23 protein-coding genes are annotated in these 22722 nt (G+C 73.0%); 11 read left to right on the forward strand and 12 right to left on the reverse strand.

Annotated elements, in window-relative coordinates; translation table 11 throughout:
- Positions 1-67 precede the first annotated feature (67 nt).
- Positions 68-1858 carry a hypothetical protein gene (locus tag ACIBEC_RS03395; RefSeq protein ID WP_360492058.1) on the forward strand — a complete coding sequence of 597 codons (1791 nt, stop codon included), beginning with the start codon at positions 68-70 and terminating at the stop codon, positions 1856-1858.
- 72 nt (positions 1859-1930) lie between these two features.
- Here the strand turns inward: ACIBEC_RS03395 and ACIBEC_RS03400 are convergent, their stop codons facing one another.
- The 4 genes from ACIBEC_RS03400 to ACIBEC_RS03415 all read right to left on the reverse strand — a co-directional run bounded on the left by ACIBEC_RS03400 (position 1931) and on the right by ACIBEC_RS03415 (position 8209).
- Positions 1931-2959, reverse strand: a complete 1029-nt coding sequence (locus tag ACIBEC_RS03400) for an ABC transporter ATP-binding protein (protein WP_360492061.1) — start codon at positions 2957-2959, stop codon at positions 1931-1933.
- Positions 2956-4521, reverse strand: coding sequence for an iron ABC transporter permease (locus tag ACIBEC_RS03405; RefSeq protein WP_360492064.1), 1566 nt, complete (start codon positions 4519-4521; stop codon positions 2956-2958). Before ACIBEC_RS03405 ends, ACIBEC_RS03400 begins: the two co-directional genes overlap by 4 nt.
- Positions 4518-5588 (reverse strand): iron ABC transporter substrate-binding protein, encoded by a 1071-nt coding sequence (locus ACIBEC_RS03410; RefSeq protein WP_360492067.1) that lies wholly within the window; start codon positions 5586-5588, stop codon positions 4518-4520. Before ACIBEC_RS03410 ends, ACIBEC_RS03405 begins: the two co-directional genes overlap by 4 nt.
- Before the next feature lie 371 nt (positions 5589-5959).
- A complete protein-coding gene (locus ACIBEC_RS03415; protein ID WP_360492070.1) occupies positions 5960-8209 on the reverse strand; it encodes a heavy metal translocating P-type ATPase in 2250 nt (749 codons plus the stop codon).
- Between the two features lie 274 nt (positions 8210-8483).
- Here ACIBEC_RS03415 and ACIBEC_RS03420 point away from each other — a divergent pair, with 274 nt between their 5' ends.
- Positions 8484-8765 (forward strand): metal-sensitive transcriptional regulator, encoded by a 282-nt coding sequence (locus ACIBEC_RS03420; protein ID WP_360492073.1) that lies wholly within the window; start codon positions 8484-8486, stop codon positions 8763-8765.
- 80 nt (positions 8766-8845) lie between these two features.
- Positions 8846-9790 (forward strand): hypothetical protein, encoded by a 945-nt coding sequence (locus ACIBEC_RS03425; protein ID WP_360492076.1) that lies wholly within the window; start codon positions 8846-8848, stop codon positions 9788-9790.
- A gap of 58 nt (positions 9791-9848) precedes the next feature.
- Here the strand turns inward: ACIBEC_RS03425 and ACIBEC_RS03430 are convergent, their stop codons facing one another.
- The 3 genes from ACIBEC_RS03430 to ACIBEC_RS03440 are packed head-to-tail and all read right to left on the reverse strand — an operon-like array spanning position 9849 to position 10755.
- Positions 9849-10046, reverse strand: coding sequence for a hypothetical protein (locus tag ACIBEC_RS03430; RefSeq protein WP_396287713.1), 198 nt, complete (start codon positions 10044-10046; stop codon positions 9849-9851).
- The gene (locus ACIBEC_RS03435) at positions 10043-10324 is read right to left on the reverse strand and encodes a hypothetical protein (protein ID WP_360492079.1); all 282 of its coding nucleotides are present in this window, start codon (positions 10322-10324) and stop codon (positions 10043-10045) included. The genes ACIBEC_RS03430 and ACIBEC_RS03435 overlap by 4 nt, the downstream gene beginning before the upstream one ends.
- The gene (locus tag ACIBEC_RS03440; protein ID WP_360492082.1) at positions 10321-10755 is read right to left on the reverse strand and encodes an ATP-binding protein; all 435 of its coding nucleotides are present in this window, start codon (positions 10753-10755) and stop codon (positions 10321-10323) included. Before ACIBEC_RS03440 ends, ACIBEC_RS03435 begins: the two co-directional genes overlap by 4 nt.
- A gap of 241 nt (positions 10756-10996) precedes the next feature.
- Here ACIBEC_RS03440 and ACIBEC_RS03445 point away from each other — a divergent pair, with 241 nt between their 5' ends.
- Both ACIBEC_RS03445 and ACIBEC_RS03450 read left to right on the forward strand, forming a co-directional pair.
- Positions 10997-11854 (forward strand): helix-turn-helix transcriptional regulator, encoded by an 858-nt coding sequence (locus ACIBEC_RS03445; RefSeq protein WP_360492085.1) that lies wholly within the window; start codon positions 10997-10999, stop codon positions 11852-11854.
- A 34-nt stretch (positions 11855-11888) separates the two neighbouring features.
- Positions 11889-12092, forward strand: a complete 204-nt coding sequence (locus ACIBEC_RS03450; RefSeq protein ID WP_360492088.1) for a DUF397 domain-containing protein — start codon at positions 11889-11891, stop codon at positions 12090-12092.
- A 50-nt stretch (positions 12093-12142) separates the two neighbouring features.
- Here the strand turns inward: ACIBEC_RS03450 and ACIBEC_RS03455 are convergent, their stop codons facing one another.
- Positions 12143-13306, reverse strand: a complete 1164-nt coding sequence (locus ACIBEC_RS03455) for a permease (RefSeq protein ID WP_360492091.1) — start codon at positions 13304-13306, stop codon at positions 12143-12145.
- A 189-nt stretch (positions 13307-13495) separates the two neighbouring features.
- Positions 13496-14947 (reverse strand): MFS transporter, encoded by a 1452-nt coding sequence (locus ACIBEC_RS03460; RefSeq protein WP_360492094.1) that lies wholly within the window; start codon positions 14945-14947, stop codon positions 13496-13498.
- Between the two features lie 271 nt (positions 14948-15218).
- Here ACIBEC_RS03460 and ACIBEC_RS03465 point away from each other — a divergent pair, with 271 nt between their 5' ends.
- The 3 genes from ACIBEC_RS03465 to ACIBEC_RS03475 all read left to right on the forward strand — a co-directional run bounded on the left by ACIBEC_RS03465 (position 15219) and on the right by ACIBEC_RS03475 (position 16416).
- Positions 15219-15545, forward strand: coding sequence for a cation transporter (locus tag ACIBEC_RS03465; protein ID WP_360492097.1), 327 nt, complete (start codon positions 15219-15221; stop codon positions 15543-15545).
- Between the two features lie 111 nt (positions 15546-15656).
- Positions 15657-15938, forward strand: a complete 282-nt coding sequence (locus tag ACIBEC_RS03470; RefSeq protein ID WP_360492100.1) for a metal-sensitive transcriptional regulator — start codon at positions 15657-15659, stop codon at positions 15936-15938.
- A 190-nt stretch (positions 15939-16128) separates the two neighbouring features.
- Positions 16129-16416 (forward strand): hypothetical protein, encoded by a 288-nt coding sequence (locus tag ACIBEC_RS03475; protein WP_360492103.1) that lies wholly within the window; start codon positions 16129-16131, stop codon positions 16414-16416.
- 68 nt (positions 16417-16484) lie between these two features.
- Here the strand turns inward: ACIBEC_RS03475 and ACIBEC_RS03480 are convergent, their stop codons facing one another.
- Positions 16485-17129: a TetR/AcrR family transcriptional regulator gene (locus tag ACIBEC_RS03480; protein ID WP_360492106.1), complete on the reverse strand. Its 645-nt coding sequence runs from the start codon at positions 17127-17129 to the stop codon at positions 16485-16487.
- Between the two features lie 114 nt (positions 17130-17243).
- Between ACIBEC_RS03480 and ACIBEC_RS03485 the strand changes: the two genes are divergently transcribed.
- Positions 17244-18896: an FAD-dependent monooxygenase gene (locus tag ACIBEC_RS03485; protein WP_396287715.1), complete on the forward strand. Its 1653-nt coding sequence runs from the start codon at positions 17244-17246 to the stop codon at positions 18894-18896.
- Here ACIBEC_RS03485 and ACIBEC_RS03490 read toward each other — a convergent pair.
- On the reverse strand, positions 18878-19294 hold the full coding sequence (locus tag ACIBEC_RS03490) for a DUF4345 domain-containing protein (protein ID WP_360492112.1): 417 nt from the start codon (positions 19292-19294) through the stop codon (positions 18878-18880). The genes ACIBEC_RS03485 and ACIBEC_RS03490 overlap by 19 nt on opposite strands.
- A 154-nt stretch (positions 19295-19448) precedes the next feature.
- Here ACIBEC_RS03490 and ACIBEC_RS03495 point away from each other — a divergent pair, with 154 nt between their 5' ends.
- On the forward strand, positions 19449-20066 hold the full coding sequence (locus tag ACIBEC_RS03495) for a helix-turn-helix domain-containing protein (RefSeq protein ID WP_360492115.1): 618 nt from the start codon (positions 19449-19451) through the stop codon (positions 20064-20066).
- Between the two features lie 103 nt (positions 20067-20169).
- Positions 20170-21447 carry a cytochrome P450 gene (locus ACIBEC_RS03500; RefSeq protein WP_360492118.1) on the forward strand — a complete coding sequence of 426 codons (1278 nt, stop codon included), beginning with the start codon at positions 20170-20172 and terminating at the stop codon, positions 21445-21447.
- A 69-nt stretch (positions 21448-21516) separates the two neighbouring features.
- Here the strand turns inward: ACIBEC_RS03500 and ACIBEC_RS03505 are convergent, their stop codons facing one another.
- Positions 21517-22677 (reverse strand): Dyp-type peroxidase, encoded by a 1161-nt coding sequence (locus ACIBEC_RS03505; protein ID WP_360492121.1) that lies wholly within the window; start codon positions 22675-22677, stop codon positions 21517-21519.
- Positions 22678-22722: the final 45 nt, after the last annotated feature.

A 22722-nucleotide genomic window follows, 5' to 3' on the forward strand; every position in this document is an offset into this window, starting at 1 on the left:
CAAAAGCGCCGAGCAGTCGGAAGCGTCGAGCGGTCAGCGTCGAGCGGTCAGAAGCGTCGGGGGTCCTGTGTCCGAGTCTCGTTGGGTACCCGGGCTCCGGTTCGGGCCGGAGTTCGACCCCGAGCAGTACGAACTCCTCGAATTCCACCACCGGGGCGGCGAGGCCGAGGTGTGGCGGGCGGTGCGCACCGGCCACAACGGCCGCAAGGAGCTGGTCGCCGCGAAGATCATGCTGGAGCGCGATCCCTCCGAGGTCCGGCGCTGGCTCGGGCGCTGGGACGACGTCTCGCACAACGCGCACCGGCTGGACGTCACCGACCTGGTGGTGCCCAGCTTCCTGCTCGGCCCCTCCCCGCACCGGCCCGGCGCGGTGCCCTCCGGCGCGCTGCTGGGCTACCAGATCTCGCCCTGGGTCGAGGGCGTGCCGCTGCACACCTGGGCCCGCTCCCAGCGCGGCGGTCCGGCGGCGGTGGCCGAGGTCCTGGCCGGGCTCTGCCGGATCGTCGACGAGCTGCACCGCAAGCGCTGGGTGCACCGCGACATCTCCCCCGCCAACGTCCTGGTGGACGGCCAGGGCCACGTCAAGCTGATCGACCTGACCTTCCTCGCCCCGCTCGACCACACCCTGACCGTCGCGGTGTTCACCCCCGGGCACGTCCCGCCGGAGGCCGAACAGGTCGGCGGTTTCCCGACCACCGCCAAGGACCTGTTCGCGGTCGGCACCCTCGCCCGCACCCTGCTGCTGCCCGACCACGGCCGGCTCGACCACCGGCTCGCCGCCGAACAGGCCCGCGCCGAACTGCTCGCGGCCGGTTACGGCGAGGAGCTGGCGCGCTGGGCGTGCGAGCCGCTGGCCCGCGCCCCGGAACGCCGCCCCTCCCCGCTCGGCCCGTGGGCCGGCCGCGGCCGCGAACTGCTCCGCGCCCACCGGCCGGTGGCCCGCACCGCCGGCCTGGCCGTCCTGCCCGACCGGGCCGGACGCCCCCTGGTGGTCACCGGCGGTGGTGACGGCACCGCGCTGGCCGGCCCCGGCCGCGCCGGGCACCGACTGCCCACCGGCCAGGGGCCCGGCGCCGTACGGGAGTTGATGGCCGGCTGGGCGGGACGCCAGGGCGAGCTGGTGGTCTGCGCCGAGGACCGCGGCAACACCCTGTGGATCGGCACGTCGGCCGGCTGGTGGGAGGCCGCGCGCGGGGTCAACGGGCTGGCCGGAGCGGTCGGTCCGGCCGGGGAGATGACGGTCTGGACGGCCGTCGGCGGCGCGCTGCGCTCCTACCGCTGGGCACCCGGCCTCACCCTCACCGGCCAGGAGCTGCCCGGCTGCCCCGCCGACCGGGTGCTCGCGGCCGTCGAGGAGCGGCCCGGCTGGTGGCTGGTCCTGGTCGAGCACCGCGGCCGGGTCCTGAGCTGGCGGCCCGGTTCCGCCGAACCGCCCGCCCCGCTCGGCCCGAACGGCGCGCCGCGCGCCGGGGCACTGGCCCGCACCTCCGCCGGACCGCAGGCCGCCACCCTGCGACCCGACGGCTCCGTCCAGTTGCACACCCTCGGCACCGCCGGGCCGGGCACCGAGATCGGCGACGGCGAGCCCTCCCTCGGCATCGCCATGGCGGGCCACCGCGGCGGCCCGACCATCGCGCTGGCCGGCGCGGGCGGCGTACGGCTGCGGCTGCCGGCCGGCGGCGCCTCCCGCCGGCCGCGCTGGTGGCGACCGACCCTGCGCCCGGCCACCCGCGTCGCGCTCGCGATGGGCGACGACTGGCGGCTCTGCCTGGCGGCGGTGGTGGAGGGCGAGTTGCAGGTGTGGCAGGAGGACGCGGCCTACCGCTGGCAGGCGGTGGAGCTGCCGGAGGAGCCGTAGGGCCGCCCGTCTGCGCAGCGGAGGTCGGCCGCGTCGTCCACCGCGCCGAAGGCGGCCCGGGTCGAGGCCCGATCAGGCCTCCGGCAGGACGTGGACCGGGCCGACCGCACTCACGTACGCCTCGCCGCCGACCGGCCACGGGCGGTCGGCGGAAGCGATCAGCCCGTCCGGCAGGTCGACGGCCTCGGGCCGCAGTTCGACCCGGTGGTCGTGGCCACGGAAGTCGCTGCCGAGCACCTTGGCCGGGACGGCGCCCGCCACCGGTGTGGCGGTGAGGCGGAGTTGGGCGGGGCGGAGCAGGGCGAGGGCACTTCCGGAGGCGGGGGTGGCGAGCGGGAGGACACCGAAGGCGGTGCGGGCGTCGACTCCCCCGGCCTCGGCGGGGATGAGGTTCGCCTCGCCGAGGACGCCGGCGACGGCGGCGTCGGCCGGGCGATGGTAGAGCTCGTCGGGGCTGCCGGACTGGGCGATCCGGCCATCCCGCAGCACGGCAATGGTGTCGGCGAAGGAGAGCGCCTCGTCCTGGTCGTGGGTGACCAGGACCGCCGTGGTGCCGGCCTGCCGCAGGGTACTGGCGACTTCGCGGCGCAGTTCGGCCCGCAGCGCGGCGTCCAGGGCGGCGAACGGCTCGTCGAGCAGCAGGAGTCGGGGGCGGGGCGCCAACGCTCTTGCCAGGGCGACGCGTTGCTGCTGGCCGCCGGAGAGCTGGTGCGGGCGGCGTTCGCCGAGGCCGGGCAGGCCGACGAGCTCCAGCAGCTCCTCGACCCGGGCACGGCGCTGCGAACGCGGCAGTCCGAAGCCGATGTTGGCGGCGACGCTCAGGTGCGGGAACAGGGCTCCGTCCTGCGGGACGAGGCCGATGCCCCGGCGTTCGGCGGCGAGCCGGCTGCGGCCGTCGTCCAGGACGCGGCCGTGCAGCACGACCTGCCCGGCGGCGGCCGGATGGAAGCCGGCCAGTACGCGCAGCAGGGTGGACTTGCCGCAGCCGGAGGGGCCGAGGACGCAGGCGAGGGCGCCGTCCGGCACGGTCAGGTCGATGCCGTGCAGGACGGGGCTGCGCCCGTGGGCGGCGTGCAGGTCGACGACGGACAACCCGGTCATCGGGTGCTCCCTAGGCTTCGACGGGTCAGCAGCAGGACGGAGGGGACGGACAGCGCCACCATCAGCGCCGCGTACGGCGCGGCCGCCCCGTAGGCGAGGCCGCTGGTGTAGACCCAGAACTGGGTGGCCAGGGTCTGGGTGCCGGTCGGGCGCAGCAGCAGGGTGGCGGTGAGTTCGGTGGAGGCGGTGAGGCCGACCATGGCGACGGCGGCACCGAGGCCGGGCAGGACCAGTGGCAGGGTGACCCGGCCGAGGACGGCGAGGGGCCGGGTGCCGAGCGAGCGGGCGGCTTCCTCGACGCCGGGCGGTACCTGGGCGAGGGCGGCGCGTACCGCGGTCAGGGCGAGGGGGAAGAACAGCAGGACGTACCCGAGGATGAGCATCGGCGGCTGCTGGTAAAGGGGTTGGGCCCAGCGGACGGCGAAGAACACCACCGAGAGGGCGACCGCGATGCCGGGCAGCGCCCGGGTGAGGTACGCGATCCGCTCGACGGCGCGGGCGGGCCGGGTGCCGCGCCGCCAGCCGTACAGGGCGACGGGGATGGCGCAGACCGTCGCGACCAGGGCCGCGCCGAGGGCGTACCCGAGGGTGGCGAGGGTGGCGCCGAGGACGGAGGCGGAGGGCAGGGTGGTGGAGCTGCCCTTGACCAGCCAGTACGCCAGCGCGTACAGCGGCACGCCGAGCGAGACGCCGACCAGCGTGGCCAGTGCGACCAGGGCCGGGAGGGTCCAGCCGCCGAGGCGTACGGGTACGGCGGGGCGGGCGAGGGCGCCGTGCCGGGTGATCCGGGCCCGGCGGCCGGCCCAGGCCTCCAGGGCGACGAGCAGGAGGGCGAGTCCGACCAGCACCAGGGTGAGCAGGGAGGCGGAGGCCGCGTCGAAGCCGAGCTTGTACTGGGTGAACACGGCGGTGGCGAAGGTGGTGTAGCGCAGCATCGCGAAGGCGCCGTACTCGCCGAGCAGGTAGAGCGAGACGAGCAGGACGCCGCCGGCCAGGGCGGGCCGGGTGAGCGGGAGGGTGACTCGCCACAGGGTCGCGAGCCGGCCGTGGCCGAGCGAGCGGGAGACCTCCTCGGCGGCGGCGTCGCCGTGCCGCAGGGCGGCGGCGACCGGGAGGAAGACCAGGGGGTAGAGCGAGCAGGTCATCACCAGGACCGCGCCCCAGTAGCCGTGGACGGAGCGGAACAGCGAGACCCAGGAGTAGCCGCGGACGAACTCCGGTACGGCGAGCGGCAGGGCGAGCGCGACGGTCCAGGCGCGACGGCCGGGAATGGTGGTGCGTTCGACCAGGTAGGCGGCGCCGAAGCCGAGGACGGCGGTGGCGAGGGTGACGGCGGCGGCCAGGCCGAGGGTGTGCCCGAGCAGGGTGGCGATCAGCGGGCGGCCGAGCAGTCGCCGGGTCTGACCCCAACCGGCTTGGGCGGCTTGGGCGATGACGAAGCCGAGCGGCGAGGCGACCACCGCGACGACGGCGACGGCGACGGGTGCGAGCAGGCCGGTGGCCCGCCACCGCCGGAGCGGGGACGGGCCCTTGGCGCGAAGCGGGTCGCGGGGGAATGTCACTGGAGCAGTCCGGCGTCCTGCAGCAGGGCCAGGGCCTGCTTGCCGTCGCCGAGCTGGGCCGGGTCGGCGACGGTGCCGAGGCCGTCCAGGGCGGGCAGTTCGGGCTTGCCCTGGACGCCGGGGACCAGCGGGTACTCGTAGCTGGCGGAGTCGGCGATGACGGTCTGGGCCGGGGCGGAGGCGAGGTAGCCGAGGAAGGCCTGGGCGGCGGCCTGGTGCTTGCCGTGCTTGAGGACGCCGGCGCCGGAGACGTCGACCAGCGAGCCCGGGTCGCCCTTGGGGAAGTAGTGCAGGGTCGCGTGGGTCTCGGCGGCGCCCTTCTCGTCGCGCATCCGGTAGAAGTAGTAGTGGTCGATGACGCCGCCCTCGACCTCGCCGCTGTTGATCGCGGCGGAGAGGTCCTCGTTGCTGTCGTAGACCTTGGCGTTGTCCTTGAGGCCCTTGAGCCACTGCTTGGCGGCGTCCTCGCCCTTGGCCTTGAGGACCTGGGTCACGACGGGGGCGAAGTCGGTCTCGCCGGGGGCGATGCCCAGGCGGCCCTTCCACTCGGGCTTGGCCAGGTCGAGCACCGAGGCGGGCGGCGCGGTGTCGGCGCCCTTGCCGGTGCCGGCCAGGAAGGCGGAGGTGCGGGCGGAGATGCCGACCCAGTCGCCGTTGCCGGAACTGTCGGCGGCCGGAACGGACTTGAGGGTGTCGGGGGCGACCTTGGAGAGCAGGCCCTTGTCGCCGAGGACGGTGAGTGCGGGCGGGTTCTCGGCGTAGAAGACGTCGGCCGGGGAGGCGCCGCCCTCCTGGAGGATCTGGTTGGCGAGCTCGGCCTCGTCGCCGGAGCGCAGCTCGACCTTGATGCCGGTGCGCTTGGTGAAGTCCTCGGTGAGGGCCTTGACGGTCTGCTCGTGCTGACCGCTGTAGACGGTGATGGTCTGGCCGGCCGACGCCGTGCCGGAGTCCGTGGGGGTGTTCCCGGAGCCACTGCTGCCGCAGGCGGTGAGGGCGAGCGCGCAGGCGGCGAGGAGGGACAGGGCCGCGAGGGGTCGGACGGTGCCGGGCAGGGTGGTTCCGGGCATGGTGAGGGTCCTCCGAGGGTGGCGGGGGTCGGCCGTACGGGCCCGCGGTCGACGCGGGGGACCGGGCTGGCGACACCAGAACCTAGGGCAGGGAAGGCTTGCCTAACAAGTGTCGGAGCGTCACATCTCGGTCCGGTCGCGACAGGGTAGGACTTTGGTGAGCGCTACCCCAAGTGAACGCAAAACACCCTTCAAGAACAGGCCGGAACGGGAGGAAGCGGCCCACCTGGGAGGAGTCGGCCGGCCATCGACTCGCCGCTACGGTGCGTAACGGCGGCCCCGCGGGCGGCGGCCCCGAGGCCCGGCAGCCCGGACGCACCGAAGCCCCGGAACCGGTGTCGGTTCCGGGGCCTCGCCCGCAGGAGTCGGACTCAGCGGAAGCGGCGGAGCCGGAGGCTGTTGCCGACCACGAAGACCGAGGAGAAGGCCATGGCCGCCCCCGCGATCATCGGGTTGAGCAGCCCGGCGGCGGCCAGCGGCAGCGCGGCGACGTTGTAGCCGAAGGCCCAGAACAGGTTGCTCTTGATGGTGCCGAGGGTCTTGCGGGAGAGCCGGATGGCGTCCGCCGCGGCCAGAAGGTCGCCGCGGACCAGGGTGAGGTCGCCGGCCTCGATCGCGGCGTCGGTGCCGGTGCCCATCGCCAGGCCCAGGTCGGCCTGGGCGAGGGCCGCGGCGTCGTTGACGCCGTCGCCGACCATCGCGACGACCTTGCCCTCGGCCTGCAGCCGCTTGACGGTGTCGACCTTGTCCTGGGGCATGACCTCGGCGATCACGTGCTCCGGCTTGATGCCGACCTCGGCCGCCACGGCCTCGGCGACCAGCCGGTTGTCGCCGGTCAGCAGCACCGGGGTGAGGCCCAGTTCGCCCAGCTTGCGGATCGCCTCGGCACTGGTCGGCTTGACCGCGTCGGCGACCTCCAGGACGGCCCGCGCCTCACCGTCCCAGCCGACCGCGATCGCCGTACGGCCGGCGGCCTCGGCGGTGCGCTTGGCCTCGGCCAGGCCCTCCGGCAGGTACTGCGACCACTCGTTGAGCAGCGCCTCCCGGCCGGCCACCACCGCGTGGCCGTCCACCACGCCCTGGACGCCCAGGCCCGGGACGTTCTCGAAGCCCTCGACGGCGGGCAGTTCGCCGGCCTTGGCGGCGGCGTTGGCGATGGCCCGGGCGATCGGGTGCTCGGAGGCGTGCTCCAGGGCGCCGGCCAGGCGCAGCACCTCGGCCTCGGTGGTGGTGCCGGCGGTGTGGACGGTGAGCAGGGTCATCTGGCCGGTGGTGACGGTGCCGGTCTTGTCGAGGACGATGGTGTCGACCTTGCGGGTGGACTCCAGGACCTCGGGGCCCTTGATGAGGATGCCGAGCTGGGCGCCGCGGCCGGTGCCGACCAGCAGCGCGGTCGGGGTGGCCAGGCCGAGGGCGCACGGGCAGGCGATGATCAGCACGGCCACTGCTGCCGTGAAGGCGGCGGTCCAGCCCTCGCCGGTGCCCAGCCAGTAGCCGAGGGTGGCCACCGCGAGGGTGATCACGATCGGCACGAAGACCGCGGAGATCCGGTCCGCGAGGCGCTGCGCGGCGGCCTTTCCGTTCTGCGCGTCCTCGACGAGCTTGGCCATCCGGGACAGCTGGGTGTCCGAGCCGACCCGGGTGGCCTCGACCACCAGTCGGCCGCCCGCGTTGACGGTGGCACCGGTGACGTTGTCGCCGGCCCCGACCTCGACCGGGACGGACTCGCCGGTCAGCATCGAGGCGTCCACCGCGGAGGCGCCCTCGACCACCACTCCGTCGGTGGCTATCTTCTCGCCCGGCCGGACCACGAAGCGGTCGCCCACGGCGAGTTCGGCGATCGGGATGCGGACCTCGGTCGCGCCGCGCAGCACCGTCACGTCCTTGGCGCCCAGTTCCAGCAGCGCCTTGAGCGCGGCGCCGGCGGTGCGCTTGGAGCGGGCCTCGAAGTAGCGGCCCGCCAGGATGAAGGCGGTGACGCCGGCCGCCGCCTCCAGGTAGATGTTGGACGCACCGTCGCTGCGGGCGATGGTGAATTCGAAGCCGTGGCGCATGCCGGGCATCCCGGCGTCGCCGAAGAACAGGGCCCACAGCGACCACAGGAACGCGGCGCCGGTGCCGAGCGAGACCAGGGTGTCCATCGTCGCGGCGCCGTGCTTGAGGTTGGTCCAGGCGGCGCGGTGGAACGGCCAGGCGGCGTAGGTGACCACCGGGGCGGCCAGGGTCAGGGACAGCCACTGCCAGTTGTCGAACTGCAGGGCCGGCACCATCGCCATCGCGATCACGGGTACGGCGAGCGCCAGCGCGGTGAACAGCCGGGCGCGCAGCGGGGCCAGGTCGTCCGCCGGCTCGGCCGGCTCGCCGGAGTCGGCCCGGCCGTCGGTGGCCGGGGGCTTGGGCAGCGCCGCGGTGTAGCCGGTGGCCTCGACGGTGGCGATCAGGTCGGTGACCTCGACGCCGTCCTCGAAGGAGACCTTCGCCTTCTCGGTGGCGTAGTTGACGCTGGCGGTGACCCCGTCCATCCGGTTGAGCTTCTTCTCGATGCGGGCCGCGCAGGAGGCGCACGTCATTCCGCCGATCGAGAGTTCCACCTCCGCGGAGGCGGGTGCCTGCGTAGTCATCGTCGCTCCTCGTCACAGTCGTCGTGCGGTTCGTTCGGCGGCCGGGCCTTCATACCCAGGAGGGGTAGCGGGCGGTGCCGGGTTCATTTATACCCCCATGGGGTATCGAGGGCAAGCCCCGGGCGATACCCCTGGCAGGTATTTCTCGCGGCGCCCGACTGCTTGACTTGATACCCCCACGGGGTATTCACTCGAGGGTGTCGAGCCGGGGCCGCCGCAGCCCCGCGCCTCCTGCACCCCCCGCACACCCCGCCGGAATCCCGAGGAGGACCGCATGGCCGGCTACCGCACCGAGAAGGACCAGCTCCTGCGCAGACTGCGCCGCGTCGAGGGCCAGATCCGCGGCCTCCAGCGCATGGTCGACACCGACACCTACTGCATCGACGTACTGACCCAGGTCTCGGCCGCCACCAAAGCCCTCCAGTCCGTCGCACTGCAACTGCTCGACTCCCACCTCGCCCACTGCGTCCACGACGCCATCGCGGGCGGCGGCGACGAAGCCGACGCGAAGGTCGCCGAGGCCTCCCAGGCCATCGCCCGGCTCATGCGCGCCTGAGCCCCTTCCGTTCCGTCCGTACGACCGCTTGTACGACCGCCGACACGACCGCAGACCCGACCGCCCGAGGAGAACCCGCCATGAACACCGCGCTGCGTATCACCGCCTTCACCGCCGGCCTCGCCGCCGCCTTCGGCCTCGCCCTCGGCGTCGGCAATGCCACCGGCAGCGGTCCCTCCCCCAAGCCCGCCACCGCCGGGCACGCGGGACACGACGCCGGCGGACACGCCGGACACACCGAGGACGCGGGGGGCGGAGCAGCCGCCGAGCACCTGCCGGGCGGGCTGCAGATCTCCGAACGCGGCTACACGCTCAGCGTCGAGAACCCCTTCGTCACCGCCGGCTCCCCCACCGACCTGCGGTTCCGCATCCTCGGCGCCGACGGCAAGCCGGTCACCGCCTACCAGCAGCAGCACGACAAGGAACTGCACCTGATCGTCGCCCCGCGCGACCTGTCCACCTTCCAGCACCTGCACCCGACCCTCGCCGCCGACGGCACCTGGAGCGCCACGACCGCCGTACCCGCCGCCGGGGAGTACCGCGTCTTCGCCGACTTCACCCCGGCCGGCGACGCCGAAGGCCTCACCCTCGGCGCCGACCTGCACGCCGCCGGCGACCTGCGCCCGGCCCCGCTGCCGGAGACCGGACGGACCGTCACCGTCGACGGCTACACCGTCACCCTCGGCGGCGACCTCACCCCCGGGCGCAGCGGCCGGCTCACCCTGAACGTCAGCAAGGACGGCACACCGGTCACCGACCTCCAGCCCTACCTCGGTGCCTACGGCCACCTGGTCGCGCTCCGCGCCGGCGACCTCGCCTACCTCCACGTCCACCCGGACACCACCACCCCGGGCCCGGAGATCGGCTTCACCACCACCGCCCCGAGCAGCGGGAGTTACCGCCTCTTCCTGGACTTCCAGCACCAGGGCACCGTCCACACGGCGGCCTTCACCATGACGACGACCGGCACCCCCGCCTCGGCCCCCGCCGAGCCGACCGAGGCTGCCGGCGCCCACCAGCACTGAGCAACACCCGCACGAACAGGGCCGGGCGTTCCCCCACGGGAACGCCCGGCACCGAGGTTTACGCGAACGGGTGTCGTGCGGCTTGCCGGAGCACTGCGAGGAGGAGGGCTTCCGGGTTGCCCGGGGTGGCCGACCAAAGCTGCATCTCGGCGTGGGCGGCCTGGCGGCGCGGGCTGATGGCACGGATCGGACGGGAGAACTGGGCGCTGAGGCACCACCACATCTCGACGCGGGCCCAGGCGAGTTGCCCGATCACTCGGGCGCCGCCGCGCACAGGCAGATCGGGTGGGCAGACTCCACGCCGATGAAGGCGATCGCACGCACCTCGCCGAACTCGACCAGCTGGTGGGCGATCCGCCCGGTGGAGGCCGGGGAGAAGTAGTCGGCGAGGTAGCCGGCCTGGTCGTCGTCCAACGGGAGCCGGGCCAGGCTGGTCCGGATGCCATCGAGGGCATCGGCGAGCTTGGCGAAGGTGGCGGCCTTCGTGACGCCCTTGATCTCGACGGTGACGGCGAAGGGAAGTTCGACGCTCACTGCGCGCCCCCACCGATCAGCGCCCACATCACCTTGCCGATGCCACCCGCACGCGGGCAACAGCCCCAGCCGGACGCCAGGTGGGAGACGAGCCAGAGCCCGCGCCCCGTCTCGTCGTACTCGGCAGCGGGGCGCGGCACGGACGGCCGGTTGGCGTCGGCGTCGTGCACTTCGATGCGGAGCGAGTCGGGGCGCAGCTCGAACCAGATGAAGATGAGCCGCCCCGGCGGGGTCTTGGCGTGGAGGACCGCGTTGGTGACGAGCTCGCCGAGCACCAACTCGCCGGTTTCGATGAACCGTTCACCATCGGGCTGGTTGGTGAGAAAGGTTCGGAGCAGCCGCCGGGCGAAGCCGGCGGACTTGTGGTGCCTGGGCAGCCACCAGGAGTACGGATTGGTGGGAGCGGGCGGCTTCTCCAACGTTCCGGGCATGGCGGGGCCTCCTCCGGGGGTGGTGGGAAAGTTCGCGATCCGAGGGGCGGCGGAGGGCAAAGGGATGCCCGAGTCATGAGCCGCGAGGATCACGCTGTGTGTTGCATCGCACTACGACGAGTAGCATGCACCCGTATCAGTGCGGCTCGCAACAAGCGTTTCTGCATCAGTGCAGATTTACTAGCCTGGATCCAATGCCTCGTCACAAGGCAGACTGGGATGGGCTCAAGAAGGGAACACCGTGACCGACGAATCGAGGCCGACCGTGCGCGGCCGTCGTCTGGGGTCGGAGCTTCGCCGGCTCCGGGAATCGGCGAACAAGACGACCGACGATGCTGCGGGCGCGCTCAAGTGCTCCCGCGCGAAGATCAGTCGGATAGAGACCGGCTCGGTGGGGATCCGGCGCTTGGATCTCGGAATCCTGTTGGACCTCTACGGTGTCACGGAGTCACGCGACAGGGACGCTCTTGAAACGCTCGCCCGGGAAGGCAAGAAGCGTGGCTGGTGGCGTGATTACGGCGACACGGTCCCGCCTGCCTACGCCGACTACCTTGATCTGGAGGGCGACGCCCGGTACATCCGAACGTGGCAACCCCTGGTCATCCCAGGCCTCTTGCAGACCGAGGACTACACCCGGGCTTTGCTGGAGGCGAACCCCGCCGCTGTTCGCCCGGAACGCATCGATCAGCTGGTCAAGGTGCGGATGGAGCGCAAGGCGGTTCTGACCAAGCCGGACCCGGCACGCTTCTGGGCAATCATCTGGGAACCGACCCTTCGATGTCCTGTGGGCGGGGCCGAGGTGCACCGAGCACAGTTGCACTCCCTCGCAGAGGCATCGCAACTCCCAAACGTCACGATGCAGGTCGTGCCGCTGGATGTCGGCGCCACGGCCGGAGCCTGCGGTGGGTTTGTGATGCTCGGGTTCACAGACTCGTCGGCCTCGGGCGCGGTGGCTCTCGAAACGCTTACCAGCAGTCACTACCTTGAGAAGGAGCCAGAGCTGGACGGCTACGGGCTCGTCTTCGACTACCTGCGGTCGTCGGCCCTCAACCCGACCCAGTCACTCGATATGATCACCGCCATCGCGGCAGAGACGTGAGTGCCAGATCAAACAAGAGGGTGAGCGTATGACCATGCCGGAGATCCCCACCCAGGGCTGGTACAAGAGCAGCTACAGCGCTCAGGCGACGGAGTGCGTAGAAACCGGGCGCGTCGTCAGCAGCGGCATGGCCGTCCGAGACTCGAAGGACCCCCACGGTCCGGCTCTGGCTTTCCCCGCCGACGCCTGGACGGCGTTCATCACCGCCATCAAGGCCGGGAACCTTCCGGGCGCCTGATACATCGTTGCGCGAGAAGTCGGCCGGGCCGACTTCTCGCGCACGTGTTGTCAGTGGTGGTCGTGGCCCGCGTGCTCGCCCGCATCCGGGGCGCCGCCCATCATCCGTAGCATCGCGGCGCCGCCGGTGCGGAGGAAGCGGATGAGCAGTCCCAGCGCCAGGAGCAGGAAGGCGATGTTGAGCCAGGTGGTGTAGTTCCACTCCACGCCGGACATCGGGACCTCCGCGTCCCGCTGGTCCGGCACCAGGCCGAGGGCGCCGAAGAGGAACTCGACAGCGTACCCGGCGAGGACCATCGCGACGTAGAAGGTGCCGAGCAGGAAGAGCGTCATCCGGGCGCCGTAGTACTTCCGGTAGATGTTCAGGATCGGCAGGATCAGCAGGTCCGCGAAGATGAACGCGACCACGCCGCCGAAGCTGATGCCGCCCTTCCACAGCACGACGGCCAACGGCACGTTGCCGATCGAGCAGACGAACGACGCGATCGCCACCAGCGGGCCGACCAGCGGGCCCCAGAGCTTGCCGGCGAGCGGGTGGTCGACGAAGAAGAAGGCCTGCCAGAAGGAATCCGGCACCCAGGCGGCGATGGCGCCGGCAATGAGCAGACCGATCACCAGGTCCCTGAGGATCGCCGCCCACTCCATCACGAAGACGTGCGAGACCGAGGTCAGCCCCCGGCCGGACAGCAGCCGGCGGGCGAAGGAGCCCTCCCCGCCCACCGACATGTCCATCGCCGCATGCCCTTCCATCGACCCCGCCCGGCCGTGCTCCGCCTGTTCGCGGGCCTCGCGCAGCAGCCGGTCCCGCAGCAGCAGTCGGAAGAGGACGGCGAGCAGCAGGATCATCACCGGCCCGCCGACGAATTCGGCTGCGGTGAACTGCCAGCCGAGCAACAGGGCCAGGATGACGCCGAGTTCGACGACCAGGTTGGTCGAGGCGATCTCGAAGGCCATCGCGGCGGTGAAGTTCGCGCCCTTGCGGAACAGCGAGCGGGCCAGCGCGACAGCCGCGTACGAGCAGGAGGAGGAGGCCATGCCGAGACCGGCGGCGACGGCGAGGGTGCGCGGGCGGTCGTCGCCGAGCATCCGGACGACGGTGGACTTGCGGATGACGGCCTGGACGACGGCGGAGAGCAGGAAGCCGAGGATCAGGGCCCAGGTGATCTCCCAGGTCATCGACCCGGTGATGGACAGCGCGTGCAGGATCGCGTGCATGGGGGTCCGCCTTCCCGTGGTGCCGGTGCCGGAGCCTGCGGCTGTGCCGTGGGGCTCTGATGGGCGCTGATCACGCTATACCCGTACGGGGTATGGAGAACCCTGGCACGCCGAGCGCCCGGAGCGGCAAGGGCCCGGCGGGACGGCCGCCCGGTCGGGGCCCGCCCCGCGGTGGGACGGCGCACGGCCTCACCCGACCGCCGCGGACCGCGCCTCGGCGGCCGACGCGGCCGAGGCGGCCGCACCGTCGGGGCGCGGGGTGCGCAGGGTGGCCACCGCGAGCAGGGCGCCGGCCACCGCGATCGCTGCGGAGCCGACGAAGGCCGCGGAGAACCCGGAGGTGAGGCCTTCGACGGTGGTGTCGGGGGTCTGGGCGCCGGCCATGGCGGTCATCGCGGCCAGGCCGAGCGCCGAGCCGACCTGGTAGCCGGTGTTGACGATGCCGGAGGCGAGGCCGCCGTCCTCCGGGGGCGCGCTGGAGATCGCGGTGCCGAGGGAGGGGATGAAGGCGAGTGCCATGCCGATCGCGGCGAGCAGTGAGGCGGGCAGTACGTCGGTCCAGAAGTTGCCGTCCGGGCGGGCCAGCGAGAGCCCGCCGAGGCCGGCGCCGAGGGCCAGCATGCCGGTGACGACCAGTGCCTTGGGGCCGAAGCGGGCGATCAGCCTGGGCGCCAGGGTGATCATGATGCCCATGATGGCGACGGTCATCGGCAACAGCGCCGCGCCGCTGGCGAAGGCGCCCAGGTGGAGCACCTGCTGCAGGTAGAGGTTCAGGAAGAACCACATCGGCACCCAGGCGGCGGCCAGCAGGAACTGGGCGAGGTTGGCGGCGCCGAGGTTCGGCACCTTGAAGATGCCCAGCCGCATCAGCGGCTCGCGGCGCCTGACCTGGATGACCAGGAAGGCGATCAGCAGCACGGCCGCGCCGGCCAGCGTCAGCAGGGTCGGGGCCGAGGCCCAACCCGCTTCCGGGGCGCGGACGATGGCGTACACGGCGGCGGCCAGGCCGCCGGTGACGGTGAGTGCGCCGAGGACGTCGATGCCGCCGCTGCGCCGCGGTGCGGAGGGCATCAGCGAGGGGGTGGCGAGCAGGGCGACCGCGGCGACCGGGATGTTGATGTAGAACACCCAGGGCCAGCTGATGTACTGCGTGATCAGGCCGCCGAGGAAGACGCCCGCGGTGCCGCCGGCCGGGGCCGCCGCGCCGTACAGGGCGAAGGCCTTGGTCAGCTCCTTCGGGCTGCCGCCGAAGAGCATCATCAGCAGGGTGAGCGCCGAGGGGGCGATCAGCGCGGCGCCGAGGCCCTGGACGGCGCGGCCGGCCAGCTCGGCCGGAACGTTCTGGGCGAGGCCGGCGAGCAGCGAGCCGGCGCCCAGGATCGCCCAGCCGGCGCTGAACAGGCGGCGGGCGCCGAGCAGATCGGACAGCCGGCCGCCGAGCAGCAGCAGGCCGCCGAAGGCGACCACGTACGCGTTGAAGACCCAGGACAGGTTCTCCTGGCCGAAGCCGAGTGAGTCCTTCATCTTGGGCAGGGCCACCCCGATGATCGAGGTGTCCATGATCACCACGAACTGCGCGGCGGCGATCAGCGCCAGTGCGCGCCACCTCCGGGGGTTCGGCCCGGTGTTGTCGATTGCCATCTCTTACTCCCTACCTGTTGGGGGTATCAGCCGTGGACGGAGAGGCCGGCGGCGACCTCAGTGGTCGTCAACTTCCGCGACAGGCACGGCAAGCGCGCCGGTCGACGACCCCGGTGAGAACGTCGCCGAACATACCCTAGGGGGGTACTGTTTACCAGTGCTGAGCGACGCCTCTCGGTACCCTAGGGGGGTATGGTATGTTCTCGGCGAAAGAAGGCAGCCGACCGGGCCACTCCGGGAGGCGTCGGGTACTGACGACAGGAGCACAGCCATGAGCGAGACCACCGTCACCGTCGAGTCGGCCACCACCGAGGGCGCCTCCTGCTGCGGTTCGTGCGGCACCGGCGCCACCGAGGCCCCCGCCGCGACGTCGAGCCAGAGCCTGACCTCGGCCTTCCAGGTCAAGGGCATGACCTGCGGCCACTGCGTCACCTCGGTCACCGCCGAGCTGAAGAAGATCGACGGCGTCACCGACGTCGCCGTGGACCTCGCCTCCGGCAAGGTCACCGTCGGCAGCACCCGGCCGCTCGTCGACGCCGACGTGGCCGCCGCCATCGACGAGGCCGGCTACGACCTGGTCGGCCGCCTCGACGGCTGACCCGCCGTCATCGGCCCGGACGGTGTCCCCCGCCGGTCCGGGCCGACTCCCCTGCTACCGCGCCCCGGTAGAGTGAGAACGCTCCTCACCGCACAGGAACCGGAGACGGCCATGGCCAGCTACAGCCTCCACAAGGACGACTTCCTCAAGCGGCTCCGCCGCGTCGAGGGCCAGATCCGCGGCCTGCAGCGCATGGTCGAACAGGACACCTACTGCATCGACGTCCTCACCCAGGTTTCCGCCGCCAGCCGCGCACTCCAGTCCTTCGCCCTCCAACTCCTGGACGAGCACATCGAATGCTGCGTCCGCGACGCCATCGCCGAGGGCGGCCAGGAGGCGGGCACCAAGATCCGCGAGGCCAACCAGGCCATCGCCCGCCTCGTCCGCTCCTGATCCGGCGAGGACGGCACCCGGAGGGCGGCACCCGTTCGACGCGTGGGCCCAGCAGCGAAGTCTGCTGGGCCCCACGCTTGTTCACCGCCCCCAGGTAGGGGGTAGGGGTATGCTCAAGGCCCGCCGGACGGGCGGGACGACCGGACACCGACCGGGCAGAACAGAACCGACCGGACAGGGGGGATCCACCGTGTCGACGATCGAATTCGTCCGCCGGCTGGACGGCCTGGTCTACCGCTTCGACGCGGACGGCACCTTCAACGGCAGGCCGTCGTTCAAGCGGACCGACCTCGACATCTGGTGCCGCCGGCTGCCCGAGCGCGGCTGGTGCACGGTCGACGCCGACGGGGTGCCCAACTCCGCGCCACTGCCCGGCGGAACGGCTGAGGAGCGGTTCCCGCCGCTCTGCCCCTGGCGCAGTTGGAAGGCCGGCAAGTCGTACCTCTACGACCTGCGCCGCAGCGACCGGGAGCCGTAGCGCCGGCGCGCGGCCCGAAAGTGGCTCGCGCCCCCCGAGCGCAAGCCCTGAGCACGGCCCCGCCCCGGTCAGCCCGTGGTGGGCGCCTTCAGCAGCGGCAGGACGACCTCGTCCAGGATCTCCGCCACCACGCGGTCGGACGGTACGACCCCGCCCACCAGGAACGCGTCCCGCAGCAGGTCGAGCGGGAGCGAGACGACGCGCGGGGTGATCCGGACCGGGTTGATCTCGCCCCGGTCGGCGGCGCGTCGCATCATCACGCCCAGGCTGCTGACCGGCCCTTCGGCGGTCAGTCCGCCGGTGAAGCCGGCTCGCAGCTCGGGGTCGCGCAGCAGGTCGACCAGGAAGCCGTGGACGGCGTCGGTCGGCAGGTCGTCGAAGCGGTGCAGCAGGCTGCCCAGGAAGCGCGCCAGGTCCGCGCGCAACTCGCCGGTGTCCGGCGGCTCCTGGTAGTCGGGGGCGTTGCGGCCGAGGGCGGCGATGACCAGGGCGGCGCGGTTCGGCCAGCGGCGGTAGAGCACCGGTTTGCTGGTCCGTGCGCGGGCGGCGACGCCCTCCATGGTGAGCCGGTCGTAGCCGTGGTCGGCGAGTTCGGCCCAGACGGCGTCCAGGATCGCCCGCTCCAGTTCGTCGCCGCGCCGCCGCACCGGCTTGCCGCCCACCGCCGAGTGCCCCGCCGAGTCCCCCGCCGAAGCCCGCACCGTGTCTCGCACTGGTCCCGCACCCGACTCTCGTAGATACGTTGCGTTTCTTATCAAGGTCAGTCTACAGTCGAAGGCAAGAAACGCGCCGTATCTTATGGCCGGATGGCCAGGGGGAGATCCGTCATGCGCACTGCTCACACCACCCACACGACTCACACCACCCAGATGACTCACACCACCCGTACGACCGAGGTCCTGGTGGTCGGCTCCGGCCCGGTGGGCCTCGCACTCGCCATCGGACTGGCCCGCGCTGGAGTGGGCTGCCGCGTCATCGAGCGGGAGCCGCGGTTCCGCGACCGCGGCGTCCGCGGCAAGGGCATCAACCCGCGCACGCTGGAGGTGTTCGACGACCTCGGCGTCGTGGAGGCGATCCTCGACCGCGGCATGCTCGACCTCAAGGTCCGTACGTACGAGGGGAGTCGGCTCCTCGGCGAAGCCGACCCGGCGACCGGCCACCGGCCGACCCCCGACCGCCCGTACGCCGGCATGCTGCTGCTCGGCCAGCACCACACCGAGGAGGTGCTGCGCGGACGGCTCGCCGACCACGGCGTCACCGTCGAGACGGACACCGAGCTGCTCGACTACACCCAGGACGCGGACGGCGTGCTCGCCACCGTCCGGCGCGGCGGCCGGACCGAGCGGCTGAGCGCCCGCTTCCTGGTCGGCTGCGACGGCGGCCGCAGTACCGTCCGCAAGCTGGCCGGCATCCCCTTCCTCGGCGAGACCTGGGAGGAGGAACGGTTCCTCATGGCCTCGATGGACGTCGACGGCCTGGACACCGACGCCATGCACATCTGGAACGACCCCCGGCTCGGCGTCGGCGCACTGGCGATGATCCCGATGCGGGCGGACACCAACTGGGCCGTACACGCCGCCGTCGACCCGGACGAGCACGGCGAGATCCCCGCCCCGACCGCGGAAACCTTCCGCCACCTGTTCGCCGAACGCGCCGGACTGCCCGGAGTCACGCTGCACGAACCCATCTGGTCCAGCGTCTGGCGGCCGACGGTCCGCATGGTCGAGCGTTACCGCGACGGCCGGGTACTACTCGTCGGGGACGCCGCGCACTGCCAGTCCGCGGCGGGCGGCCAGGGCATGAACACCGGTATCCAGGACGCGCACAACCTGAGCTGGAAGCTGGCCGCCGTCCTGCGCGGCGCGCCCGACGCGCTGCTCGACAGCTACCAGGACGAGCGGCTGCCCGTCGCCCGCGCCGTCCTCGCCGCCACCTCCGCCCAGCACAAGGCGCTGTTCAGTGCCGACGGCGCCCGCGCACTGACCGACCAGTTCGTCAACCCGGCCGCCACGGGCACCGACTTCACCGGACTCTCCGTCGGCTACCGGGGCGGCCCGCTCGGCCGCGACCTCGACGACACCACCGGCATCCGGGCCGGCGACCGCGCCCCCGACGCGCCCTGCACCACCGCCGACGGCACGCCGACCCGGCTGTTCGACCTCCTCCGCGGCCCGCACTTCACCCTGCTGACCATCGGCGAGCACCCGGCACTCACCGGCCTGCCCAGTGAGGCCGGCCTGCCCGGTAGCGTCGGCCTGGCCACCGAAGCCGGCCTGTACGCCCTCCCGGGCCTGCCCGGCGCGGCCGGCCTGCGCCGGTCCGCCGTCCTCGACCCCGACGGCCACGTCGCCCGGGCGTACGGGCTGCGCGGCGACGCCGTCGTCCTGGTCCGGCCGGACGGCTACGTCGCACTCACCGGCGCCACCGCCGACCCGGGCACCATCGCCGGGCACCTGGGGGGCTACGCCCCGGTGGCGTGAACCCCGCCCGACGCGGACGAGCACGCCCGCTCGTCCGCGTCGGCGAGCCAGAAGTAGACGGCCGGCAGCCCGAGTTCGATCACCATCAGCACCACCTGGAACCAGTGCGGCCACCCGTCCGCCGCGATGGACAGCACCCGCCCGAGGCCACCCAGCAGGAACACCGCCGCCAGCCACCGCACCACCCGCGCGGGCACCGGCGTCTGCCGAGCCGCCCAGATCCAGGCCACGCCGTACCCGGCGAAGATCGCGCCCATGAAGCGGCCGAAGCTGTCGACCGTCGGGCCCGCGTGCGCGGCCCCGGGGATCGCGACGTTCCCCAGCAGGAGGTGGAAGAACCCGATCGCCACATCGGCGACCCCCATCATCCACGCGAGCACCCGCAGTGTCCTGGCCATGACCCATCCACCCGTCGTCGGTCCGGTCCGCGCGCGCCCCGATGGACCTGCGACCCAGCTGACACGCGCCTTGGTTGACGCCGCCTTAGTTGACACGCGTCTACTAAGCTAGTTGAAGCCCACAAGTAGACACGTGTCAAGTACCCTGGCGCGCATGTCAGTCCACGAACGGCGCCGCCGGCTCGCCCCCGCCGAGCGACGCGCCCAGCTGCTCTCCGTCGGCGCCCGGCTCTTCGCCGCCCGCCCGTACGAGGAGGTGCTGATGGAGGAGGTCGCCGAGCAGGCCGGGGTCTCGCGCGCCCTGCTCTACCGTCACTTCCCGAGCAAGCACGACCTGTTCGCGGAGGTCTACCGGCAGGCCGCCGACGAGTTGCTCGCCAAGTCCCGGTTCGACCCCGCCGACAGCTTGATCGAGCAGCTGGTCGAGGGCATGGACGCCCACCTGGACTACTTCATCGCCAACCGGCACGCCGTGCTCGCCGCCAACCGCGTCCTGGCCGGCGACCAGGTGATCCAGACGATCATCACCGAGGAGCTCGACGCCCTGCGCGGCCGCCTGCTCGGCGTCCTCCCGCTCGCGGACGAGACGGCGCGGCCGGCCGTGTCGCAGATCCTGCGCAGCTGGCTGGTGTTCGTCCGGGTGCTGGTCATCGACTGGCTGACCGAGGAGAGCTGCACCCGCGACGAGCTGCGCGACGCCTGCATCGGCGCTGTCCTGGGCGCGCTCCGGCCGTTCCTGCCCGCCGGTCCGGCGCCCGACCGGGGGTGGTGACGCTTACCATCGGTCCGTAACGGGAAAAACCGCAGAAAGCATCCAACTACGGCTGAAAATATGACAGTTGGATGTGAAGGTCGCACCCAGCCCGAAGGGACCCATGGACTCCGCCGCCGACACCCGGACCGCCCTCCCCCCGCTCCACCGGCTCGCCGTCTCCCCAGTCCGACCACCCCACCCGACCACCCTCCCCGACGGCACCCCCGCCTGGCTGGTCACCCGCTACCACGACGTCCGGCAGGTCCTCGGCGACCCCCGGATCACCCGGGCCGACCTGCACGACGTCGGCACCGCGGGCGCCACCGCCGACGTGGCGGCCAACCCGGCGTCCCTGTTCAACCAGGACGGCCCCGCCCACCGGCGCCTGCGCGGCACCGTCCAGCGCGCCTTCACCCCGCGCGCCATCGCCGGCTGGCAGCCCTGGGTCGCGGCCGCCGTCCAGCAGTCCGTGGACGCGCTGGTCGCCGCCGGACCGCCCGCCGACCTGGTCGCCGCATTCACCCGGCCGGTGCCCTTCGCCGTCACCACCCGGCTGATGGGACTCGACGGCGACGGCCCGGACAGCCTGGACGAGGACCGGCTGCACCGCTGGACGCTCGCACTGCTCGCCCAGGGGGACGACGGCGAGGCCTCCAACGACAACGGAACCGGGACCGGAACCGAGGCCGGAGGCGGGGCCGGTACAGGAACCGAAGCCGGGACCGAGGCCGCAGCGCACGCCGAAGCCCTCGCCGAATACGGCGCGTTCACCACGGAGTTGATCGAGCGCCGGCGCCGCGATCCCGGCGACGACCTGGTCAGCCGGCTCGTCCAGGCCGCCGACCACGACGGCGGCATCCCCGAGGAGTCACTCGTCCACCTGGTCGCCGGGCTCACCGCGAGCGGCAACGAGAGCGTCGCCGGCGCCCTCGGCAACGCCCTCGTCTACCTCCTCGGCGAACGCGCCGACCACTGGCCGCGTCTCGCCGACCCGGACACCGCCGAACGCACCGCCGAACGCCTGCTCCACTTCATCCCGCTCGGCGACGACGAGGCCACCATCCGCCGTGCCACCGCCCCGATCGAGCTCGGCGGCGCCACCATCCCGGCCGACGCCGTCGTCGCCATCAGCCTCGGCAGTGCCAACCGGGACCCCGACGTCTACCCCGAGGGCCTCGACGCCGACCTCGACCTCCCCCTCGCCGCCCCCACCCTCGCCTTCAGCGCGGGCCCCCACTACTGCATCGGCGCCTGGCGCGTCCGGCTCGAAATGCGCGAGTCCCTCCACCGCCTGGCCGCCGCCCTGCCCCGCCTCCGCCTCACCACCCCGGTCGCGGACATCGCCTGGCAGCTCGGCAGCACCACCAGGAGCCCGGCCCGCATCCCCGTCGACTGGTGATCAGCGGGCCGTGCCGCCGGTGCTCAGCGCGCCGTGCCGCTGGTGCTCAGCGGGCCGTGCCGGGAGGGTTCACCCGAACAACCCCTCCCCCAGCACGCCGCCCTCCGTCACCCCCGGCAGCACGTACACCACCGCCGACGCCGTGTGCTCCAGGAACGGGTTGAGCGCGTCCCGCGCCGCCAGCCGGTTCTGCACCCGGGTGAACTGCGCCGGGTCCCGCACGAAGGCGCAGAACAGCAGGCCCCGGTCGCCCGGTCCGTCGTCGTAGCTGTAGCCGCGCCGCAGCATCCGGGCGCCGCCGTCCAGTCGGGGGCTGGAGAGCCGGACGTGGGCGGTGGCCGGGATGACGTACGAGCCGTCGGGGTTCTTCGCGTAGATGTCCGGCTCGTCGTGCTCGGCCGTGCCGGTGAGCGGGGCGCCGTCGCCTTCCCGGCGTCCCATCGCGAGGTTCCGGCGCTCCTCGGGGAGGGCGGTGAAGGCGGCGGTGTCCATCCGGATCCGCCGGTAGACCAGGGCCGTCCCGTGCTGGTGCGGGCCCGGCGGGCCCCAGACCCACTGCCGGGCGGCGTCCTCGTCGGGGTTCGCCGTGCCGTCCTTGAAGCCGAACAGGTTCCTCGGCGTCGTGCCCGCGGCCGTCCGGGGCAGGAAGCCGGACTGTGTCCACCGCACGGCGGCGCCCGCCGCCGCGGCCGCCGCGCCGACCTGCTCGGCGACGACGGACAGTGGCCACCGGTCCGCCGCGCACAGCTGGACCAGCAGGTCGCCGCCGCCCCGCGCCGGGTCGAGCCGGTCCCCCGGGAAGGCGGGCAGCTCCGCGAGGACCGGCGCCGGAACGTTCAGCCCCAGCCGGGAAGCGAGCCCCGGCCCGACCCCCAGCAGGCTGCTGAGCCGGGCCGGTTCGCCGCCGCGCAGGCGCGCGTCCGCCGACGTGCCGCCGACGGCTTCGGCGAGCACCCGGGTCAACTCCCCGAGCAGGCCCCGCAGGGCGGTCCGGCCGTCCGAGGTCGCGGCGGGCGCCAGGTCGAAGGCGAGCAGCTGGGTGGCCGGCTGCTGCGGGGCCGTCACCCCGGACTGCCGCTCGCCGTGGAAGGGGACGGACGGCTCGGGCGGCGGCGCCGCGGCCCGTCCGCCGTCGCCCCCGCGGGCCAGCGCCGTGACCCCGGCGCCGACCCCCGCACCGACCCCGGCGGCCAGGACCGCCCCGCCCGCGAGCAGGGCCCTGCGGTCCACGCCGCTCGGGACAGTTCGGACAGTTCGTGGCCGGTTCTGCGCCTT

The organism is Kitasatospora sp. NPDC051164, assembly GCF_044455625.1.
Lineage (GTDB): Bacteria > Actinomycetota > Actinomycetes > Streptomycetales > Streptomycetaceae > Kitasatospora.

What these genes read in the sequence shown, in the direction of transcription:
- ACIBEC_RS03415 (WP_360492070.1), bottom strand. Translation starts at nt 8,209, where the DNA reads ATGACTACGCAGGCACCCGCCTCCGCGGAGGTGGAACTCTCGATCGGC.
- ACIBEC_RS03450 (WP_360492088.1), top strand. Translation starts at nt 11,889, where the DNA reads ATGCCGGAGATCCCCACCCAGGGCTGGTACAAGAGCAGCTACAGCGCT.
- ACIBEC_RS03465 (WP_360492097.1), top strand. Translation starts at nt 15,219, where the DNA reads ATGAGCGAGACCACCGTCACCGTCGAGTCGGCCACCACCGAGGGCGCC.
- ACIBEC_RS03500 (WP_360492118.1), top strand. Translation starts at nt 20,170, where the DNA reads ATGGACTCCGCCGCCGACACCCGGACCGCCCTCCCCCCGCTCCACCGG.
- ACIBEC_RS03400 (WP_360492061.1), bottom strand. Translation starts at nt 2,959, where the DNA reads ATGACCGGGTTGTCCGTCGTCGACCTGCACGCCGCCCACGGGCGCAGC.
- ACIBEC_RS03460 (WP_360492094.1), bottom strand. Translation starts at nt 14,947, where the DNA reads ATGGCAATCGACAACACCGGGCCGAACCCCCGGAGGTGGCGCGCACTG.
- ACIBEC_RS03410 (WP_360492067.1), bottom strand. Translation starts at nt 5,588, where the DNA reads ATGCCCGGAACCACCCTGCCCGGCACCGTCCGACCCCTCGCGGCCCTG.
- ACIBEC_RS03470 (WP_360492100.1), top strand. Translation starts at nt 15,657, where the DNA reads ATGGCCAGCTACAGCCTCCACAAGGACGACTTCCTCAAGCGGCTCCGC.
- ACIBEC_RS03420 (WP_360492073.1), top strand. Translation starts at nt 8,484, where the DNA reads ATGGCCGGCTACCGCACCGAGAAGGACCAGCTCCTGCGCAGACTGCGC.
- ACIBEC_RS03490 (WP_360492112.1), bottom strand. Translation starts at nt 19,294, where the DNA reads ATGGCCAGGACACTGCGGGTGCTCGCGTGGATGATGGGGGTCGCCGAT.
- ACIBEC_RS03440 (WP_360492082.1), bottom strand. Translation starts at nt 10,755, where the DNA reads ATGCCCGGAACGTTGGAGAAGCCGCCCGCTCCCACCAATCCGTACTCC.
- ACIBEC_RS03495 (WP_360492115.1), top strand. Translation starts at nt 19,449, where the DNA reads ATGTCAGTCCACGAACGGCGCCGCCGGCTCGCCCCCGCCGAGCGACGC.
- ACIBEC_RS03425 (WP_360492076.1), top strand. Translation starts at nt 8,846, where the DNA reads ATGAACACCGCGCTGCGTATCACCGCCTTCACCGCCGGCCTCGCCGCC.
- ACIBEC_RS03455 (WP_360492091.1), bottom strand. Translation starts at nt 13,306, where the DNA reads ATGCACGCGATCCTGCACGCGCTGTCCATCACCGGGTCGATGACCTGG.
- ACIBEC_RS03485 (WP_396287715.1), top strand. Translation starts at nt 17,244, where the DNA reads ATGCGCACTGCTCACACCACCCACACGACTCACACCACCCAGATGACT.